The following is a 15,345-nucleotide window of genomic DNA, read 5'->3' as shown; positions in this document are numbered from 1 at the left end:
AAACATAGAAGGGTCCTACAGAGCTTTCTATTGGTACGGGCGTTCCGTTAACATTTTGCTCAGTCTTGTACTGAGTTCGGTACAAAGGGTTTACGGACGAAACCGATGCTAAACAGTAACTTGCTCAGAAAGCTCGATATGCAGGATTTGATGGTGTTTATCGCCGTCTACGACCAGAGCAGCGTTACCGAGGTGTCCGAAACGCTGTTCGTCAGCCAGTCCACTGTGAGCTACAGCCTGAAGAAGCTGCGCACCAGCTTTGAAGATGAGCTGTTTATCAACACCCGCGCGGGCATGCGCCCTACGTACAAGGCCACCACCATGTACGAGCATGTGCAGAAGATTCTGGAAAGCATCAACCTGTGTCATGCCGGTGGCCAAGCGTTCGACCCGACCCAACAGGCGGTGACCTTCAATGTGTGCGCGCCAGAATATTTCGAACAGTTGATCCTGCCGCGCCTGCTCAAGCGCTTCGACCATGCCGACCTGCCGGTGATCGTCAATGTACAGAAGCTGGAAACCGAGATCCCCGCCGACGACCTGCGTGAAGGTCGGCTGGACCTGGTGATCTGCTTCGGCCCGCACTTTCACCGCGCCCATAAAGACTTCAAGACCCAGATGCTGTTGGAGGACGACTTGGTCTGCGTATGCGACCAACGCTCGGCGCCCAGGGAACAGGCGTTCAGCCTGCAATCCTTCGTTGAGCGGCGCCACGTATTCCCAACGCCTTGGACCTCCGACACCAACATGATCGACGGCTGGCTCGCCCGCCAGGCCCGCAAGCGCCAGGTGATCGCGCGGGCCAACAGCTACAGCGCGGCATTGAAGATGATTGCCGGCACCGACTTCATCGTCACCCTGCCCCGCCGCGTGCAAAAATTGCTGGCACCGGCGCCGGCATTCGGCGTTTGCGAAGCCCCCAACGGGTTGCCGGGATTCACCCTGGATATGCAGTGGAACGAAACCAGTGGGCAGGACAGCGCCAATACCTGGTTTCGGGAACAAGTGGTGAAGGTGTGTGCGGATCAGGGTTTGTTATAGGAACGCGCCTGATCAAGCTCTCCACACCCTAATCAGATAGCCAGTGATGTTCGGCGCTTAGTGACAGCCTGCGACGCGTCATCCCGAGCGACAGGGTAATCGGTATGGCAGGCGGCTATCACTTTGACCATCCAGGCCAGAAACTGCTTTACGGCACCTGAACGCTCACGCCCCGGCACGCACACGGCTGAAAACTGCGCGCCCGGAATCTTGATGTCGGGTCTGTAAGGAATCAGCAATCCATTCGCAACATAGTCTGCTGCCAAGACCGTGCTCGCCAGCGTCAAGCCATGCCCCGCAATAGCGGCCTGAAGCGCAAAATGCTCATCGTTGTATTCACGATAGACCGCGTTTGATAGCCAACTCTCATGATTCGCAGCCGCGCACCAGGACGCCCAACTAATTGAAGCGGGCGATGCCGTAGCCCAACGTATATTTATAAGTTTCAACGAAGCTTCAGCTTCTCCTTGCTTCCAATGGGCGTGGGAGAAAACACCAAACTGTTCGCGCATAAGCGCGTGGCTGTACAAGTCTGGAAAATCGCGAAACCCACAACGAATAGCTAAATCAACAGATGAGTCACGAAACAAATCCACCACTTCATTACTGGTTTCAACACTGACATGAATATCTGGATGTTCACTATAAAATTTCGCCAGCCGAGGAATCAACCATAAAGACGCAAATGCCGGCGTGGTAGAAACTCGGAGTGTGTTGGAGTCGGCGGGTGGCTTAAGCGACGACATACTACTGCTTATATCCAAAAAAGAAAGATGCACCTTTGAATATAGCCTCTCACCGTTCGCAGTGAGTTGAACACCATGAGGAGTGCGTACAAAAAGCATACTGCCCAATAAGTTTTCAAGTGTTTTTATTTGTTGTGATACTGCCGCCGGGGTGACAAACAACTCCGCGGAGGCTGCTTTAAACCCACCGAGTCTTGCGGCAGATTCAAATGCACGAATGGCTGTCAACGGCAATTTTGCGAACATTAATCAATCCCCCTTCCATGGTAAAAAAACTAAGCCAGGCTTACTTTATCTGATTTGCCTTCGCTTTCATAGAAGTGAATTCTAGGCTACGCCACCTAGCCTGTAACAGGAGGCGCGCCGATCGAGAATGTCGAGTGCTTACTGCCAGCGCTTGCGAGCTGACGGAATTCCTTAGTCTAAATAAATGACACTGGCCTATATACGGTCTATCCCTGAGTGCACTTCAGTATTCATGGAGTAGGTCTCGTTGCGCCTTTTTTAGAGCAAATGGTGCATCCATGGAAAAGAACATACCTATCATTGACGTCGGTAGTTTGACGCAGGGCGCAGAGATATCACCACGCCTAGTCAAGGAGATCGACAACGCGTGCAGGGAGGTCGGATTCTTCACCGTCGTCAATCACGGTGTAGATGACACGCTTATTTCAACTGTTTTCTCTCAAATACAATCGTTTTTCGACCTGCCTGTTCAGGCCAAGGAGAAAATCGAAATTCATAAATCTCCCTATATGCGTGGCTACTTCAGCGAAGGCGCTGATAAGTCGGATGGCATATTGGGCGATGTCAAAGAGGGTTTTGACATGGCAGCGGACTTGTCGCTTGACGACGAGTTCGTAAAAGCCAAATTACCTTTTTACGGCCCCAATGTATGGCCAGAGGAATTGCCCGACTTCAAGCTTGCGATGACGGAATATCACTCGCAAATGCTCATATTCGGAAAAAAACTGCTAAACGTGTTTGCCCTTGCGCTCAATATGCCGATCGATTACTTCGATGATAAATTCAAGAAGCCGATGGCCCAATTGAGAGTCCTGCGTTATCCCTCCACTCAATATACACAGGGAGCGCCGATGGGTGCTGGAGAGCACACAGACTTCGGCTGGATAACCATGATCTCGGAAAGTGCCACCGGGGGGCTGGAGGTACAGAGTGCTAACGGCACCTGGATCAAAGTCAAACCCATCCCAAATGCCTTTGTCGTCAATGTCGGGGATCTAATGTCTCGCTGGACGAATGACCGTTACAAAGCAACGCTGCATCGAGTGATAAATACCTCTGGCCAATTACGCCACTCGGCGGCGTTCTTTATGGATCCAGACTACACCGCCAAAGTGGAGTGCCTGCCCAGCTGTTGCGCAGAGGGCAGTCCTGCGAAATACAGAGCGATCATCGCGGGTGAGTACATGGACAAGAGGTTCCTGGAAACCACCACATTTCGTGAACTTGAACCCAACTAGTAGGAGTATTGAACGTGCTAGGTAAAGAATACACATTCTATCTATCAGCGATCGTAGCGATACTGGGCACCGTGGGCTATCACATGCTCATGAAGAAAATACCGTCTACGATCAACCCCTTGGTTTCAATTGTCAGTATCTATGTGGCGATCGTCATCCTGTCCACATTGATGTTGCCGTTTTTTTTGGGCAGTGGAACGTTACTCGCGGGCTTGAAGCAAATGACCTGGCTTCAGGGAGGCATCGCGTTTTGCATCTTGATGATGGAAATCGGCTTCTTGATGATGTATCGCAGTGGATGGGACCTCAGCACGGGCAATATCGTTACCGGCGCCATTATCAATATTGCGCTCGGCTTCATCGGGGTATTTCTGCTTAAAGAAGGACTCTCCTATTTAAACATTGCCGGTGTTTTATTGTGCATCGTCGGCGTGATACTGATCGGCTACAAATCCAGTAGCGGCGATCAACCCTCGGGCGCGGATACTCACGCTGCAGTCTCGCTAGTGCCGCCTTCACTGGCACCAGAAGCAACAGCAAAAGAACCCTAGCCACCCGTACACCTGCACTACATCTTTGGCATTGTGTGCGTACTCATATTCGAGCCCCGTCGTTAATTCCACATGCGCACGGAAGGGATTACGCCTGTCCAGGCATGATCCGTTGTTCAATGCCAGCCCCCCAACCAGCTCAATAAGCGTTTCGGTGAATTTTGCTCTTGAAGGTGATGAGATGTCTTTACTGTATGCTGATAATTATCTGCGCGCCATCAAAGACGCCAACGTGAAAACCCTGCTTATTTCAATAGCGAAAGAGCGAAAATTATTGCCATCAGTGATTGTACTAAGTGTGATAGCAACCTTCACTGTATGGGGCATATTCCTGGCGTATACTCAACAGATCGTTGCGGCACTCGGTGCGATTATCTTAATTGCCCTTGCGAAGATCTGGTCCTGGTACCTGAGCCACGATTGCGCGCACAATTCTGTTTTCAAGTCGAAGAAAGTCAATGCTGTCGTCGGAGAGTTGCTGTCTTTCCTTAACGGCCTCTCTTTCTTTTCATTTGAAGCCTATAGAAAAGATCATGTTCGCCATCATGCCGAAAAAATTGACATTGGTGGGTTCGATAGTGGTCACTTTGCTGTCGCTCATCCAAGGCTATTTAGTGCGATCATTGTTGCAGAAAAAATATACCTTCCCGCCTTCTACTATTTGATCAAGCTTACCAATATTTACGCTGTGATATTTAGTGGCAGCAGGCGCGAGGTTGCAAGGGGTATTGGAAGCCTGTGCATTTACGTTGTAGCCTTTGCTACGTTTGCCCGGTTCTCCCTGATGCTTGTGCTGGTATGGCAAGCCTCCTCCTTCCTGAGGATACACATCGTACGATTCGTCGACTGTTTCCAGCATTCTTTCCAGCAGGTGTATACCGAGGGAGAAAAGCTAACCCATGGAAAACACTACGAAATCCAAAATACCTTCTCCGTACCGGTGGCAAGAAAGTTTACCTTCCTCAATCTGATTATTTTGAATTTTGGTTACCACGCGGCCCACCACTGCTTTCCAACGTGCCCTTGGTATATGTTGCCACACCTTGAAGCTGCAATAATCAAACAGTTGAGGCTTTACGGAGTATCTGACACAAGAGAAGAAAGCACGCCATTCTTCAACTTCTTGACTGCCTATCATCGTGGGCGATTATCAAGAATCATCAGCACCGATGAAGGACAACCCTATGATGCTGATGGCCAATTTACCACCCATCACTTCACCGGCGCGTACACAGATAAGCTCTTAGGTTGAGTCACCCACTCAGGTCGGGCCTTATCAAAGCATGGACACTGTCAGGTCGTGCTTACGGGGACCCCACCTCAGCGCTTGAAAGTCTTAATTTACTTATAACTTAACTCATGACAAATCAATCAGACCTTTAAAGGAGTGCGTGTGGACGATTCATGTGCAGACGCCAACAGCTTCTGGCTGACGGCCGTTGAAAAAGAGAGTATTCGGGACGCGCTTATAGACATTTGTTACGAGCCAACGGGAGGGCGAGACTACATCCACCTCATTCGCATGACCGCTTATCAAAAGTTTCCTGCGCGACTTCTAAAAAAGCTTGAATCCCTTAAAGATGACGATGCTTCTTATTGTGTATTCGAGAACCTTCCGATTGATAACACATTTGGCAGCCCGCAGGGCGACGCTAATAGCTTGAACTTCAAAAGCGGTTATCTTTCTGAAAATGTGCTGGTTGCCCTGGGCAGTTTGATAGCGGAGCCCTACTCCATCAAGCATGAGGGGCCAAAACTGGTCAATGACTTGGTACCGCATCCGGAGGCCGTGGGCGAGTATACCGGCAACGGTTCGGACCTGGAGTTGGACCTGCACACCGAGAATGCCTTTCAGGCTTATGACTCCCGTGGAGACACCTCGCCGCTGGCTCTTTTGCTTCTCGGCGTTCGCGGTGACCCTGCCGGGGTGGGCCCGCAAACCTGGGTTGCCGATGCGAGGGAAGCCCTTCAGGCTCTGGAACAGGCCGATATTGAAATCCTATATGGCAAACATTTCATCATTCGTCAGCCCTACCGCTGGAGGAACAGTACCGCAGGCGCGAAAGAAACTCATGTATATCCAATTCTGAGCGGCCCGCTGACTCACCCTAGAGTCACTGCTGCGTTTTACCCGGACATGGTAATTGCCGCTGATCACGAAGCACAAAATACCCTGTTGAGGTTTTACAACGCGCTTAAAAGCGTAGCGCGGCCGCTGGACATTCAACCTGGCAAGTTGGTGTACATCAACAATCGTTTCATGCTCCATTCGCGTGATAAGTTCACCCCCAGTTTCGATCCAGAGGGGCATGCGTACCGTTGGATCCAGCGTTTGTTCATCACTAACAACTTGTGGAACTTCCGCTCATTCAACAAGTGTGGCGCGCGAATCTTCGAACCCGTTACTCGATGATATAAAGAGATAAATTAAATGTCGAACCATAAGCCATATACGTCAATTATTCATAATATAGGCACTTTTCTCACGGGTGATCTCGCAACTCCACTCATTACAGCCGATACCCTCGTCAGTGTTGATGGAATGATCACCTACGTTGGTCAGGCAATAGATGTAGATTTTTCACACGCAGACCTGCTGATTGACGCCAAACAGAGCACGGTCATGCCAGGTTTGATCGACAACCACACTCACCCGACCCTGGGTGAGTACAGCCCGCGCTCTGGCAACCACAGTTGGATCTGGCACTCCTTGCAGGGCGGCGTGACGAGCATGATCTCTGCCGGTGAAGTGCACGTTCCGGGGCTACCGACCGACAGGGTCGGTACTATCGCCATGGCAATCGCAGCGCAGCGCTCTTTCTCCAATGCGCGCCCTAGCGGAATAAAAATGGAAGCCGGCGCGCCACTGCTCAACGATGAATTTTCGGATGAGGATTTCGCCGCAATGGTTGCGCAAGGCATCAACCAACTGGGAGAGGTCGGGATTGGCCCTGTCAAGTCAGTCAGTCGTGCAGCTGAATTGGTCAAAATGGCTCGCAAACACGGCATGACCTCTATCACCCACACGGGCGGTCCTTCAATTTCTACTTCCCAGAGCATGGGCGCAGAAGAGATCCTTGAAATTGCGCCCGATATCATCGGGCATATCAACGGCGGCTATACCGCACTGGCACCGAGCCAAATCAGATGCCTGTGTGAAGGCTGTCTGGGTGCCTTGGAAATCGTACATAACGGGAACGAGTTCGCGGCGGTCACCACCCTGAATTACGCACGAGAAATGAACCAACTGGACCGTATCGTCATTGGCACAGATTCTCCTGCCGGATGTGGGGTTCCCGCGCTTGGTATGCTCAGGGCAATTGCCTTGCTCAGTAGTTTCGGCGACGTACCACCGGAAAAGGCCGTCTGCTTCGCAACGGGTAACACCGCCAAGGTGCGAAAGTTGAATCGCGGGATTCTGGGCGTCGGAAGAGAAGCCGACATTCTGATCGCCTGCGGGCCTTTGGGAGGAGCGCAACCCAGCGTACTTGGAAGTTTCAGCAGTGGTGACCTTCCAAGTATTACCTCGATTCTGATCGATGGGCGCCTGGTCGTGAGGCAATCCAGGAACTCGCCACCGCCGTCTGTCACACCTGAAATAACTCTGCGTACCTAATAGCAGCGTCCCGAAAGGGACGTCGCCTCGAGAGCACTCATATGCACAGAATTCTGCCCGAAATTACGCGCAGAGGGCCTACCGTACTTGCATGCGGTTGCGCAATTGGATTAGCTATTCCCTATCTTGCAGACTTGGCGAGGCCGTTGCTCCCCGTCATGGTTTTCATATTTGTTCTGGGCACTCTGCTGCGTATTAACAACGCTGAAGTCATCACTGCAGCAAGAAACTTGAAAATATCTCTGATATTTCCAGCCCTGATGGTGGTGGCTTGCCCTTATATTTTTGGAATGCTTTCGCTTTACCTCACCGGCAATCAAGAACTGTCCCTTGCGATAGCCATCGCTGTTGCCGCCCCGCCCGCCAGCGGAAATGCAGCCGTCGCGAGAATGCTCGGGCTTGACCCTTCCATGTCGTTGGTGACTGCACTCTGCTCAATGGCAATTATCCCTGTCACCGCTCCGCTGATACTCCACCTATTCGCTGATGGCCTTTCACTCTCCTTGAACCCTGTTGATCTGGCGATCAGACTGGCCGTGTTGATAGGAGGCGCCGAAGGCGCTGCTATTTTGATACGTCGTTTTTCCCACACCTTCGTCGCCACGCACGGCCTGGCTATTGACGGTATTGTCGTCATCGCGCTTTTCCTCTTTGCAGTAGGCACGATGGCGGGCATGCAGCAGGTAATTCTGGAGACCCCTTCGTTGGCCATCTCAATGATCGCCATCGCCTACTGCATCAACGTTTGCCTGCAGCTTCTCATGGGCTGTTTATATCCCGGATCATTGATCTCCAAGTTCACCATGGCACTCAACGGCGGCAATAGAAATGTTGGACTATTATGGTCTGCTCTTGGTGTCAGCTTATCGCCCACAATGGCGTTGTATTTTGCATGCTGCCAACTGCCTATCCACACCATGCCGAAGATACTGCAGTTTGTTTTACCCAAAATTGAAAGCTATTTGAACAAACTGGTTTTAAGCAAGAACCGAATCTGAGCTATTACCGCCTGGAACAGCATAAAAATGATACTCACGCCAGAAACTATCAGGCAGATTGCCGAACGCTCTTCGCTGGAGCCTACTGCCTGCTCTTGTGTTCGGGGCTTGTCGCAGGGGTGGGAAACCTTACCCAAAACACTCGAGGCGAGCAGCCTATTGCGCTTCATAGGCGAAATCTCGAGCGATAGGGCACAAGAACTCAGCCTTGAGGAATACCACCCGAACGGTACCCATTTCTGGTCTGAGGACGCGCCTATCTGCTTTGATTTCTTTCCTTATAATATTTCAAGCATCTGGGGCTGTAAGTGTTGCTCACGAGCATTCCTCAGGTTTACAGAAGCAGGCGCCTATCACTCCGAGCAACGCATCCGTATTTTGCGTGCGTCGCTGATTAGCAACCCTGTTCAAGAAGAGCACGTTGAGGATTAGCCGTTCTTGAGCCGCCCTCCCTGCCCATAGCACGGATATAAGCCTCAGGCTTTATTCGCTACCAACCCGCGATCACTCATGAAGGCCTCCAGCCGCGAGCGCATCCAGCGTTCCGCCGGGTCGGTGTCGACATGGCTGAGCCACACCATCGACAAATCCAGGGTCGGGGTTTCGAACGGGAACGGCTCGCAGAACAGGTTCCCGCTGGCGGCCATGGCCTGGGCGGTGTAATCCGGCAGGCTGGCGATCATGTCGGTGCCGGCGAGCAAGGCCGGCAACGAGCTGTATTGCGGCACCGAGAGCACCACATGGCGTTTGCGGCCCACCTCGGCCAGCCACTCATCGGCAAACCCGGCCACGTTGGCGGTGTGGGACACCAGCACGTGGGGCCGTGCGCAATATTCGTCGAGGGTCAGCGGTGTATCCGAGGCATCGGCGCGCAGCAGGCACGGGCGAATGTGCCGCAACAGCTTACGCTTGGCATTGGCCGGCAGCCCGCGGGTCTGGGTGATGCCGACGGTAATGTCGCCGGAAGCCAGCAGGTCGGGAATGCGCCAGTAGTCCACATGCTGCACCACAAACACCACCTGTGGCGCTTCCTGGCGCAAGGCGCGCAGCAAGGGTGGCAGCAGGCCGAACTCCACATCATCGGACAGGCCGATGCGGAAAGTCATGGTGCTGATGGACGGGTCGAAATCATGGGTCAGGCTCAGGGCCGAAGACAGCGAATCCAAGGCCGGCGACAGGTGCTGGATGATCTCCTCCGCGCGCGCCGTAGGCTCCATGCGATGGCCGACACGAATAAACAGCGGGTCGTTGAACAGGGTACGCAGGCGGTTGAGGGCCGAACTGATGGTCGGTTGGCCGAGAAACAGCTTCTCCGCCACCCGCGTCACATTGCGCTCGAGCATCAGTGCTTCGAAGACCACCATCAGGTTGATGTCGGCCTTGCGTAATTCATTGCGATTCATCGGCGCCTGCCCCTTTCCCCAAGACAAGCGGCAGTTTAGGAAGGCTGGGGAGCTGCGTCTATGTGCACGGTAAAACATGTGGGAGCGGGCTTGCTCGCGAAGGCAATGGTTCAGCCGACGACTCCGTTGACTGACACACCGCCTTCGCGAGCAAGCCCGCTCCCACAATTAGACCGCGTTTTACCTGATGCTCAGGGCTTTAGCGGGCGCTCCTGGTCACGTTCGGAAAGCTCGGTGCCGTCGTCCGGATGCTTCCAGGTTTGCGGTTTTTCGTCTTCGCGCGGCTGCCGGGGTTCTTCACGCTCCGGCTTGTTGTGCTGCTGTTCGTTCCCCATAGCGACCTCCGCCGATAAGAATTGGACCCAGGTTCAAGCATAGAACACGGCAGGCCATTTTGAAGCTGGCTCAGATTGATAGCCAACACACATCAATCAATCCAAATTTGTCACTTATCATTTCTAAATGTGTCAGCCACTATCCCAAGTCTTAAGCGAAACAAGCACTTTAAAAAGAACGCTGGAGACACAAAACCATGACGACCCCTTCCCGGCCTGCGGCTGCCCCCTCGAAAGTAGGCGCGGTATTGCGCGTTACTTCGGGCAACTTCCTCGAACAGTTCGACTTCTTCCTGTTCGGTTTCTACGCCACCTATATCGCTGCCGCGTTCTTCCCGGCCGCTAATGAGTTTGCGTCATTAATGATGACCTTCGCCGTGTTCGGCGCGGGCTTCCTGATGCGGCCATTGGGCGCGATTATTCTGGGTGCCTATATCGATGACGTGGGCCGTCGCAAAGGCTTGATCGTGACCTTGTCGATCATGGCCAGCGGTACGCTGCTGATCGTGCTGGTGCCGAGTTATCAGACCATCGGCCTATGGGCACCGTTTCTGGTGCTGTTGGGGCGCCTGCTGCAAGGCTTCTCGGCCGGCGCGGAACTGGGTGGCGTGTCGGTGTACCTGTCCGAAATGGCCACGCCGGGCCGTAAAGGCTTCTACACCAGCTGGCAGTCGGGCAGCCAACAGATCTCTATCGTCGTCGCCGCGGCCCTGGGTTATGGCCTCAACGTGTGGATGGAACCTGCGGTGGTGGCTGATTGGGGCTGGCGGATTCCGTTTGCCGTCGGTTGCGTGATCATTCCGTTTATCTTTGTGCTGCGTCGCAACCTGCAGGAAACCGAAGAGTTCGCCAACCGCAAGCATCGCCCGACCATGCGTGAAGTGATGGCGACCCTAGTGAAGAACTGGACCGTGGTCATCGGCGGCATGCTGATGGTGGCCATGACCACCACCGCGTTCTACTTGATCACCGTGTACGCACCGACCTTCGGTAAAACCGTGTTGCACCTGAGCACCTCGGACGCCTTGCTGGTGACCTTGCTGGTTGCGATCTCGAACTTTTTCTGGCTGCCGATCGGCGGCACGTTAAGCGACCGCTTCGGCCGCAAACCAGTGCTGATCGCCATGACGGTGCTGACTGTCCTTACGGCTTATCCGGCATTGTCCTACGTGGTCAACGCACCAAGCTTTGCGCACATGCTGGAAACCCTGCTGTGGTTCTCGTTCCTGTATGGCATGTACAACGGCGCGATGATCCCGGCGCTCACCGAAATCATGCCGGTGGAAGTGCGTGTGGCGGGTTTCTCCCTGGCCTACAGCCTGGCGACCGCAGTGTTCGGTGGCTTTACCCCGGCGATCTCCACCTGGTTCATACATATCACTGAAGACAAGGCTTCACCTGCATATTGGATGATCTTCGCCGCGCTGTGTGCCTTGTGTTCGACCCTGGCGTTGTATCGCCGCGCCAATACCCGTGGCCAAGTCATGCAGGAGGCAGCGCAATGAAGCCGCTGGTCAAGACCCTCACTGCTGTCGTCCTCGGCACCCTGGCGCTGACCGCCCAGGCCGAACAACTCAAAGTCATGACCTCGGGTGGCTTCACCGCCGCCTATAAATTGCTCGGCCCGCAATACGCCGAGCAAAGCGGTGACACCCTCGACACCATCCTCGGCCCGTCCATGGGCAAGGCGCCGGAAGCGATTCCTAACCGCCTGGCCCGTGGCGAGCACGCCGATGTGGTGATCATGGTCGGCTATGCCCTGGATGAGCTGATCAAACAAGGCAAAGTCGACCCCGCCTCGCGCGTGGAATTGGCAGACTCGCGGATCGGCCTGGTGGTGAAGGAAGGTGCGGCCAAACCTGCGATCAGTACCGATGCCGAGCTCAAGGCTGTGCTGAGCCAAGCCAAGTCGGTGGCCTATTCGGATAGCGCCAGCGGCGTGTATGTCGAGAAGGAACTGTTCAAGAAGCTCGGCATGCCGGCCAAGGGCACCATGATCGAACGCGTGCCGGTGGGCGAACAGGTGGCCAAGGGTGATTACGAGGTCGGCTTGCAGCAAGTGGCGGAGTTGTTGCCAGTCAAGGGTGTAACGTTTGTGGGCAAGATCCCGGAAGACGTGCAGTCCGTTACCCGTTTTGCCGCCGGTATTCCGGTGAACGCCGAACACCCGGAGCAGGCCAAGGCCCTGTTGCAGTTCATGGCATCGCCCGAGGCCCAGCCGGAAGTGCAATCCACCGGCCTGGACTCGGTGTCACGCTGACCGGAACGGCATCTCCCGCACCAAGCGCTCCAACTCCAACGCCGCTGGTGGCAACGTCCGCCCGCGGCGCTTGATCAAGCCCACATTGCGCAGTACGTGAGGCTCCACCAGCGGCACACTGACCAGAATCGGGTGAGTGTGCGCCGGCATCGCAATCGACGGCACCATCGCCACGCCCAGCCCCGCCTCCACCAGCCCGATCATCGTGGTCACATGGTGGGTCTCGCAGATACTCGGCTTTTTCACCCGCACCCCACGCAGGGCCTGGTCGAGCAGGAAGCGGTTGCCCGACGTCTTGTCCACCTCAATGTAGTCATGCTCATAAGCCTCGGTCCAGCTCACGCTGTCACGCGCAGCCAGAGGGTGATCCCGCCGGCAGGCCAGCACGTAGCGCTCCTGCAGCAGCAACTCGAATTCCACCTCATCGGCCAGGCTGCCGCTGAAACTCACGCCAAAGTCTGCCTCGCCGCTGGCCACCGCATTGCACACCTCGCCGGCACTGGCATCCAGCACCCGCAGGCGAATCTTCGGATACAGCTTGTGGAATTCGGAGATCACGTGGGGCATGAAGTAATACGCGGTAGACGGCACACAGGCGATGGTGACGTTGCCCATGCGCGTCGAGGCAACGTTGCTGATACCCATCAGCGCGATGTCGAGATCATCCAGCATGCGCTCGACCTGGGGCAAAAACGCGCGCCCGACCATGGTCAGGCTGACCCGCCGCGTAGTGCGTTCGAACAACTTTACATCCAGCGCCGATTCGAGCTTTTCGATACGCCGACTGAGGGCCGGTTGCGAGATACGGATGGCCTCGGCAGCGCCACGAAAACTGCCCTTGTCCACCACGGCGCGGAAGGCTTGGAGGTCGTTGAGGTCGAAGTTGATGATCACGGGAGGCAGGCCAAAGGTGGTCGAGGTGGCGAGCATTATCGTATGGGAGCCGGTGGGACGCCATGTGTGCCGAGAGGGTTTGTCGAGATCATCCTGTTACACATATGAAGTCATACATATCAGCAGGTTATCAGCCGCCTGCGGCCACGCGATCGCCAAAACGGGTCAATACTTGAAGCCTGACCTACACAGCTGGAGACGTAGCAACTCATGCAAACCTACCCCTTCTGGATGGACGACGAGGCGCCGGGCATCGGCATCGATCAGTTGCTTCTTGCATCGCGCCAATGGTCGAGTAGGATTGAATCCTACTCACCTGCGGCGGATACCCCCATGCGCTCAACCCAGCAAATGAGCATCACCTTGCCCCTTGAAATGGCAGCACTGGTCAAAGCCAAGGTGGCTGCCGGCGAATATGCCAGCGAAAGTGAAGTGATTCGTGACGGCCTGCGGGCGTTGCTGGCGCGTGATCGTGCCATGGAAGACTGGCTCAGAGACGAAGTTATCCCAGCAGCGACCGCCCTTGAGGCGAAGCCTGAGCTTGGGTTATCGCCAGAACAGGTCCGCGAACACATGGCCGCCAGACGTCAGCGCAAAGGCACAGGGGAAGCGTGAGCTACTCGGTAGTTTTTTCGCCCGAGGTCTTGGCGCAACTCGATGCACTCGAAGACTACATCAGCGATGTCGGCTCCCCTCCTGTAGCGGCGCGTTTTATCGACAATCTTGTCAGCTACTGCGAAAGCCTTGCCCTGTTTCCCTTGCGTGGAGTGCGCCGTGACGACCTGCTGAAAGACTTGCGCATCACTCACTATCGTCGCAGCACCATTATTGCTTTCTGGGTGAGGCCTGATTTCAAAACGGTATCGATCATGGGCGTGTTTTATGGGGGGCAAGACTACGCGGCGTCGTTGCATGCAGATGAGAACGAGCACCCAACAAGGACTGGAAAGCCTGCTGAAAACTGATCAGCAGGCTTTTAGCGTCTTCCAGGCTGTTGGCGTACTGAAAAACGCCTGCGCATTACTATTCAACGTCTCCAGGTGATAACCACCCTCCTGCACGATCAGGCACGGCAGCCCCAGCCCTCGAATGTACTGCCCCAACCGCGCAAAACCTTCCCGCGTCACCGCGACTTTGCTTTGTGGGTCCAGCTCGTAGATATCAAAACCCAGTGACAACACCAGCACATCCGCCGAGAAGTCCTTCACCGCTGCCAGGGCCTGCTCCAGCTTTTCGAAGAACACCGCTTCGCTGGCACCATGGGCCATCGGCAGGTTGAGGTTGTACCCTTCGCCGGCGTCGTTGCCTTTTTCCTCGGCAAAGCCTGCTACGCCCGGATAGAAGTTGGTCGGGTCGCCGTGGATCGACACATACAGCACGTCGTCGCGGTCGTAGAAAATTTCCTGGATGCCTTGGCCGTGATGCATGTCGGTATCGAGCACGGCGACACGCTGGAAACCTTGGCGCAGCGCTTGCGCAGCCACGGCCGCATTGTTGATGTAACAGAAGCCACCGGCCGCGTCGAAGCGGGCGTGATGGCCCGGGGGCCGGCACAAGGCATAGGCGGCAGGTGCGCCATCGAGGATGTCACCCGCTGCGGCAACGGCGCTCTGGGCTGACCAATAAGCCGAGCGCCAGGTCAGCTCACCGATGGGGCAACTGCCATCGGCCAGGTAGCGCGCAGCCTGGGCCAGGATGCCGCGCAGGGCATTGGGTTCACGTACGAAGATGTTGGACATGACTTCGTCGCCCCAGTCTTCGGGGATCTCTTTCCAGCGCTGATGAGCTTCTTGAAGAAAAGCCAGGTAGGCGCCACCGTGCACGGCGAGCAACGGATCCAGACCGTAATCGGCTGGTTGATGGATATCGAAGCCCAGGGTTTGCGCAGCCAGCAACAGGTTGCGCGCACGCTCGGGAACCTCCTGGGGCGTGCGCATCTGGCCGCGGGAGTAGTAGCTACGCGGGTGATGCAGGAGTTGTTCGGGGTGAAAAAACGTCTTCATGAGTTGCTCCTGGA

Annotated in this window: 16 protein-coding genes; 11 read left to right on the top strand and 5 right to left on the bottom strand. The window is 55.0% G+C overall.

The annotated features are described in order from the left end of the window. Positions 1-105: 105 nt before the first annotated feature. Positions 106-1,041, top strand: a complete 936-nt coding sequence (locus TX24_RS18360; protein WP_034135092.1) for a LysR family transcriptional regulator — start codon at positions 106-108, stop codon at positions 1,039-1,041. A gap of 32 nt (positions 1,042-1,073) precedes the next feature. Here TX24_RS18360 and TX24_RS18355 read toward each other — a convergent pair whose 3' ends face one another. Continuing rightward, positions 1,074-2,033: a LysR substrate-binding domain-containing protein gene (locus TX24_RS18355; protein ID WP_057710831.1), complete on the bottom strand. Its 960-nt coding sequence runs from the start codon at positions 2,031-2,033 to the stop codon at positions 1,074-1,076. Between the two features lie 278 nt (positions 2,034-2,311). Here TX24_RS18355 and TX24_RS18350 point away from each other — a divergent pair, with 278 nt between their 5' ends. The 6 genes from TX24_RS18350 (at position 2,312) to TX24_RS18325 (ending at position 8,436) form a co-directional block, all read left to right on the top strand. Then, the gene (locus TX24_RS18350; RefSeq protein ID WP_057710830.1) at positions 2,312-3,271 is read left to right on the top strand and encodes an isopenicillin N synthase family dioxygenase; all 960 of its coding nucleotides are present in this window, start codon (positions 2,312-2,314) and stop codon (positions 3,269-3,271) included. A gap of 14 nt (positions 3,272-3,285) precedes the next feature. Continuing rightward, positions 3,286-3,822 (top strand): hypothetical protein, encoded by a 537-nt coding sequence (locus TX24_RS18345; protein ID WP_050547331.1) that lies wholly within the window; start codon positions 3,286-3,288, stop codon positions 3,820-3,822. A gap of 112 nt (positions 3,823-3,934) precedes the next feature. Next, positions 3,935-5,074: a fatty acid desaturase family protein gene (locus TX24_RS18340; protein WP_157255556.1), complete on the top strand. Its 1,140-nt coding sequence runs from the start codon at positions 3,935-3,937 to the stop codon at positions 5,072-5,074. 141 nt (positions 5,075-5,215) lie between these two features. Then, positions 5,216-6,235, top strand: coding sequence for a TauD/TfdA family dioxygenase (locus tag TX24_RS18335; RefSeq protein ID WP_082628827.1), 1,020 nt, complete (start codon positions 5,216-5,218; stop codon positions 6,233-6,235). Positions 6,236-6,253: 18 nt separating this feature from the next. Beyond that, on the top strand, positions 6,254-7,438 hold the full coding sequence (locus tag TX24_RS18330; RefSeq protein ID WP_057710829.1) for an amidohydrolase family protein: 1,185 nt from the start codon (positions 6,254-6,256) through the stop codon (positions 7,436-7,438). A 41-nt stretch (positions 7,439-7,479) separates the two neighbouring features. Continuing rightward, the gene (locus tag TX24_RS18325) at positions 7,480-8,436 is read left to right on the top strand and encodes a hypothetical protein (protein ID WP_003189555.1); all 957 of its coding nucleotides are present in this window, start codon (positions 7,480-7,482) and stop codon (positions 8,434-8,436) included. 476 nt (positions 8,437-8,912) lie between these two features. Here TX24_RS18325 and TX24_RS18315 read toward each other — a convergent pair whose 3' ends face one another. After that, entirely contained in the window at positions 8,913-9,839 is a 927-nt protein-coding gene (locus tag TX24_RS18315; protein ID WP_003189553.1) for a LysR substrate-binding domain-containing protein, read from the bottom strand. Between the two features lie 191 nt (positions 9,840-10,030). Next, the gene (locus tag TX24_RS32175) at positions 10,031-10,174 is read right to left on the bottom strand and encodes a hypothetical protein (RefSeq protein ID WP_003189552.1); all 144 of its coding nucleotides are present in this window, start codon (positions 10,172-10,174) and stop codon (positions 10,031-10,033) included. A gap of 197 nt (positions 10,175-10,371) precedes the next feature. On the opposite strand from TX24_RS32175, the gene tcuC reads away from it, so the two are divergent. Together tcuC and TX24_RS18305 are read left to right on the top strand one after the other, a co-directional pair. Continuing rightward, complete coding sequence (gene tcuC / locus TX24_RS18310) at positions 10,372-11,679, top strand: MFS transporter (protein WP_003189550.1); 1,308 nt, start codon at positions 10,372-10,374, stop codon at positions 11,677-11,679. Continuing rightward, complete coding sequence (locus TX24_RS18305) at positions 11,676-12,434, top strand: substrate-binding domain-containing protein (RefSeq protein ID WP_034135088.1); 759 nt, start codon at positions 11,676-11,678, stop codon at positions 12,432-12,434. The genes tcuC and TX24_RS18305 overlap by 4 nt, the downstream gene beginning before the upstream one ends. Here TX24_RS18305 and TX24_RS18300 read toward each other — a convergent pair. Beyond that, complete coding sequence (locus tag TX24_RS18300; RefSeq protein WP_032901014.1) at positions 12,426-13,328, bottom strand: LysR family transcriptional regulator; 903 nt, start codon at positions 13,326-13,328, stop codon at positions 12,426-12,428. The genes TX24_RS18305 and TX24_RS18300 overlap by 9 nt on opposite strands. A 210-nt stretch (positions 13,329-13,538) precedes the next feature. On the opposite strand from TX24_RS18300, the gene TX24_RS18295 reads away from it, so the two are divergent. Further along, entirely contained in the window at positions 13,539-13,943 is a 405-nt protein-coding gene (locus TX24_RS18295) for a ribbon-helix-helix domain-containing protein (protein ID WP_003189546.1), read from the top strand. Further along, the gene (locus TX24_RS18290; RefSeq protein ID WP_003189544.1) at positions 13,940-14,293 is read left to right on the top strand and encodes a type II toxin-antitoxin system RelE/ParE family toxin; all 354 of its coding nucleotides are present in this window, start codon (positions 13,940-13,942) and stop codon (positions 14,291-14,293) included. Before TX24_RS18295 ends, TX24_RS18290 begins: the two co-directional genes overlap by 4 nt. Here TX24_RS18290 and TX24_RS18285 read toward each other — a convergent pair whose 3' ends face one another. Beyond that, complete coding sequence (locus tag TX24_RS18285) at positions 14,294-15,331, bottom strand: histone deacetylase family protein (protein WP_003189543.1); 1,038 nt, start codon at positions 15,329-15,331, stop codon at positions 14,294-14,296. Positions 15,332-15,345: the final 14 nt, after the last annotated feature.

Source organism: Pseudomonas lactis, from assembly GCF_001439845.1.
GTDB lineage: Bacteria > Pseudomonadota > Gammaproteobacteria > Pseudomonadales > Pseudomonadaceae > Aquipseudomonas > Aquipseudomonas lactis.
Note: the sequence above shows the minus strand (reverse complement) of the source record. Positions and strands in the feature narration are given on the sequence as shown.

Coding starts and splice junctions, on each gene's coding strand:
- TX24_RS18360 (WP_034135092.1), top strand. CDS start 106: ATGCTAAACAGTAACTTGCTCAGAAAGCTCGATATGCAGGATTTGATG.
- TX24_RS18355 (WP_057710831.1), bottom strand. CDS start 2,033: ATGTTCGCAAAATTGCCGTTGACAGCCATTCGTGCATTTGAATCTGCC.
- TX24_RS18350 (WP_057710830.1), top strand. CDS start 2,312: ATGGAAAAGAACATACCTATCATTGACGTCGGTAGTTTGACGCAGGGC.
- TX24_RS18330 (WP_057710829.1), top strand. CDS start 6,254: ATGTCGAACCATAAGCCATATACGTCAATTATTCATAATATAGGCACT.
- TX24_RS18325 (WP_003189555.1), top strand. CDS start 7,480: ATGCACAGAATTCTGCCCGAAATTACGCGCAGAGGGCCTACCGTACTT.
- TX24_RS18315 (WP_003189553.1), bottom strand. CDS start 9,839: ATGAATCGCAATGAATTACGCAAGGCCGACATCAACCTGATGGTGGTC.
- TX24_RS32175 (WP_003189552.1), bottom strand. CDS start 10,174: ATGGGGAACGAACAGCAGCACAACAAGCCGGAGCGTGAAGAACCCCGG.
- tcuC (WP_003189550.1), top strand. CDS start 10,372: ATGACGACCCCTTCCCGGCCTGCGGCTGCCCCCTCGAAAGTAGGCGCG.
- TX24_RS18305 (WP_034135088.1), top strand. CDS start 11,676: ATGAAGCCGCTGGTCAAGACCCTCACTGCTGTCGTCCTCGGCACCCTG.
- TX24_RS18295 (WP_003189546.1), top strand. CDS start 13,539: ATGCAAACCTACCCCTTCTGGATGGACGACGAGGCGCCGGGCATCGGC.
- TX24_RS18285 (WP_003189543.1), bottom strand. CDS start 15,331: ATGAAGACGTTTTTTCACCCCGAACAACTCCTGCATCACCCGCGTAGC.